General features: G+C 66.0%; 4 protein-coding genes. All 4 read left to right on the forward strand.

The window, feature by feature from the left end:
• A partial coding sequence (gene dnaK, locus ACO48X_RS10985) for a molecular chaperone DnaK (protein ID WP_485002124.1) occupies positions 1-1370 on the forward strand: 1370 nt, incomplete at its 5' end.
• Positions 1367-2038, forward strand: a complete 672-nt coding sequence (locus ACO48X_RS10990) for a nucleotide exchange factor GrpE (RefSeq protein ID WP_485002125.1) — start codon at positions 1367-1369, stop codon at positions 2036-2038. The genes dnaK and ACO48X_RS10990, both read left to right, overlap by 4 nt.
• Positions 2039-2074: 36 nt before the next feature.
• Positions 2075-3055 (forward strand): DnaJ C-terminal domain-containing protein, encoded by a 981-nt coding sequence (locus tag ACO48X_RS10995; protein ID WP_485002126.1) that lies wholly within the window; start codon positions 2075-2077, stop codon positions 3053-3055.
• Between the two features lie 2 nt (positions 3056-3057).
• Positions 3058-3573: a heat shock protein transcriptional repressor HspR gene (locus tag ACO48X_RS11000; RefSeq protein WP_485002127.1), complete on the forward strand. Its 516-nt coding sequence runs from the start codon at positions 3058-3060 to the stop codon at positions 3571-3573.
• The last annotated feature ends 69 nt before the right edge of the window (positions 3574-3642 follow it).

The raw sequence follows: 3642 nt of genomic DNA on the forward strand, positions 1-3642 counted from the left end.
TCTTCGACCTCGGCGGCGGCACCTTCGACGTGTCCCTCCTCGAGGTGGGCAAGGACGACGACGGATTCTCCACCATCCAGGTGCGCGCCACCTCCGGCGACAACAAGCTCGGCGGCGACGACTGGGACGAGCGGATCGTCAACTGGCTCGTCGAGCAGGTCAAGGCATCGTCCGGCGCCGACCTTTCCAAGGACAAGATCGCCCTTCAGCGCTTGAAGGAAGCCGCCGAGAAGGCCAAGAAGGAGCTGTCCTCGACGACGTCGACCAATGTCTCGCTGCCCTACATCTCGATGTCGGAATCGGGCCCCATCCACGTCGATGAGACGCTCACCAGGGCGAAGTTCGAGGAGATGACGAAGGACCTCCTCGAGCGCACGAAGGAGCCGTTCCGCAACGTCGTGCGCGACGCGGGAATCAAGGTCTCCGACATCGACCACGTCGTGCTGGTCGGCGGATCGACCCGCATGCCGGCCGTGACGAACGTCGTCAAGGAGCTGACCGGCGGCAAGGAGCCGAACAAGGGCGTCAACCCCGACGAGGTCGTGGCAGTCGGCGCCGCGCTCCAGGCGGGCGTCATCTCCGGCGACCGCAAGGACGTGCTGCTCATCGACGTCACCCCGCTTTCCCTCGGCATCGAGACGAGCCTGGGCGGGACCAGCGGAATCATGACGAAGCTCATCGAGCGCAACACGGCCATCCCGACCAAGCGCAGCGAGACCTTCTCCACCGCGACGGACAACCAGCCGTCCGTGACGATTCAGGTGTTCCAGGGCGAGCGCGAGTTCACGCGTGACAACAAGCTGCTCGGAACCTTCGACCTGACCGGCATCGCGCCGGCGCCCCGGGGCGTTCCGCAGATCGAGGTCACCTTCGACATCGACGCCAACGGCATCGTCCACGTCTCGGCTCGCGACAAGGCGACGGGCAAGGAGCAGTCGATGACGATCACCGGCGGCTCGGCCCTTCCCAAGGAAGAGATCGAGCGCATGGTCAAGGAAGCCGAAGAGCATGCGGCCGAGGACGCCAAGCGCCGCGAGGAGGCCGAGGTCCGCAATCAGGCCGAGCAGACGGTCTACTCTATCGAGCAGCTGCTCAAGGACAACGCGGACAAGGTTCCGGACAACGTCGCCAGCGACGTGCGCGAGGCGGTCGAGAAGGTCCGCGAAGCCCTCAAGGGCGAGGACCTCGACGCCGTTTCGTCCGCCCTCTCCGAGCTCAACGAGAAGTCCCAAGAGATCGGCAAGGCCATGTACGCCTCGCAGCAGGCAGACGCCGGGGCCTCGTCCGCCGACGCTTCTTCCGCGGGCGCCCAGGCGGGTGACGAAGAAGTCGTGGACGCCGAGATCGTCGACGATGAGGAGAAGAAGTGACGAACCAAGAGTTCGACGAGGCCGGGGCGGAGTTCGAGTCCGCCCCGGCCCCGGGGCCGCAAGACGGGCGCCCGGCCGGGCCTGACGTTGGACAGACGGGCGCGGAGGCGACCGCCGCTGAGGACGGAGGCCCGGACGGAGTCTCCCCGGCTGAAGAGGCGCAGGCCGGCCCGGGGGGGCCGACGCCTTCGGCTGACCCGGCCGATCTGACCGATCCGCTCGCCGAGGCGATGGCGACGATCTCCTCGCTGGAGGACCAGGTGGCCAGGCGCGGAGCCGACCTCTACAACCTCGAACAGGAGTACAAGAACTACGTCCGCCGTTCCAAAGCGGAGGGCGCGGTGCGCCGCGAGGAGGGAGTCGCCTCCGTCGTCGAGGCGCTGCTCCCGGTTCTGGACGACGTCGAGCTCGCCCGGCAGCACGGCGATCTGACCGGCCCGTTCGGCGCGATCGCGGAGAAGTTCGAGTCGACGCTCGCCACCTCTTTCGGAGTCGAGCGCTATGGAAAGGTCGGAGACGCTTTTGACCCGCTCATGCACGAGGCGCTCATGCATTCGACGTCGGCCGAAGCGGAAGAGGAAACGATAGGGACGCTCATTCAGCCCGGATACCGGATCGGCGAGAGGGTCCTGCGCCCGGCGCGCGTCGCAGTGGTGTCCCCCGAGTGAATATCGCGTTGCACACAACGAAGGAGGTGAAGGGCGATGGCTAACCAGGATTGGATCGGCAAGGATTTCTATTCGGCTCTGGGAGTGTCGAAAGACGCTTCGGCAGAGGAAATCAAGAAGGCCTACCGCAAACTTGCCCGCCAGTACCACCCCGACAAGAATCCGGGGAACGCGGCCGCAGAAGAGCGGTTCAAGGAGGTGGGCGAGGCCTACCAAGTCCTTTCCAACGAGGAGGACCGCAAACAGTACGACGCAATCCGCGCCTTCGGCGCAGGCGGCGCCCGCTTCACCGCCGGCGGGGGAGGCGACGCGGGCTTCGAGGACATGTTTTCTTCGATGTTCGGCGGCTCTGGAGGCTCCTTCGGCAAGCATGCTCAAGGGGCGAACGCATCCTCCGGCGGCTTCGAGGACATCTTCAGCATGTTTGGCGGCTCCGGCGGCGGATCGCGCTTCGGCTTCGGTTCGTCTCGTCGGGCCTCGCGGGGCGAGGATCTGGTCACCAGCGTGTCGATTCCTTTGCGGCAGGCCGCATCGGGGACCGCGGTGAAGATCACTACGGCGAGGGGGCGTTCCGTCACGGCCAAGATCCCTGCGGGCGTGACAGACGGACAGAAGATCCGCGTGCCGGGCAAGGGCGGAGCCGGTGTCAACGGCGGGCCCGACGGAGACATCCTCGTGACCGTCAACGTCGAGAAGCATCCCGTCTACGAGCTCAAGGGCAAAGACGTGTACGTCAACGTGCCGGTCTCCTTCTCGGAGGCGGCCCTCGGCGCAACCGTGAAGATCCCCACGCTCGACGGGAAAGCCGTGTCCGTCAAAGTTCCCGAGGGCTCCTCGACCGACAAGCTTTTGAGGGTCCGCGGCAAGGGCCTCAAGGGCGGCGACATGTACGCCCGCCTGAAAGTTGCAGTCCCCAAGAAGCTCTCCGAGGACGCCCGCAAGGCTGTCGAGGAGTTCGCGAGCGCCACGAGCGACGCAGACCCTCGCGCGGAGTTCGCCACCTTGGCTAGGAGTTGACGATGGCTGGGCGCGATGCGGCGGTTCTCACCGTGTCCGTGGCGGCGCAATTGGCCGGCATGCACGCTCAGACGGTGCGCCAGTATGACAGGCTCGGCCTCGTCCAAGCCAAGCGGACTCAAGGGGGCGGGCGGCGGTATTCGTTGAACGACGTCGACCGCCTCCTCGAAATCCAACGCCTCTCCCAAGAGGAAGGCGTCAACCTCGCCGGAATCGCGAAGCTCATGCTGGCCCGCGACCGCGAGCAGAAACTGCGCCAGCACATCCGCCAGCTGGAAAAAGTGGTGGCCGAGCAGAAAAAGGAGCTGGAACGTCAGCGCGGCCGCGAGAGCAGGGTCTTCGCCGTCGGCGGCGACGGGAGCGTGTTCGTCGTCGCACGCGAAAGCATCCGCTCTCAGCTGCCGGATGAGAAATCCCGGCGGAACGGGGAAATCGTGGTGTGGAGGCCCGCGCGGAATGCGCGCGGAGCCGAGTTTGTCTCGGAGGCGCGCGAAACCGGGCTTGACGACGCTGTCTGAACCAGCCGAAAACCCACTGAGGTGTAATGACGGGGTGGGGCCGTATGAACTTGCGTTCATACGGCCCCA

It is taken from the genome of Peptidiphaga sp. (assembly GCF_057238965.1).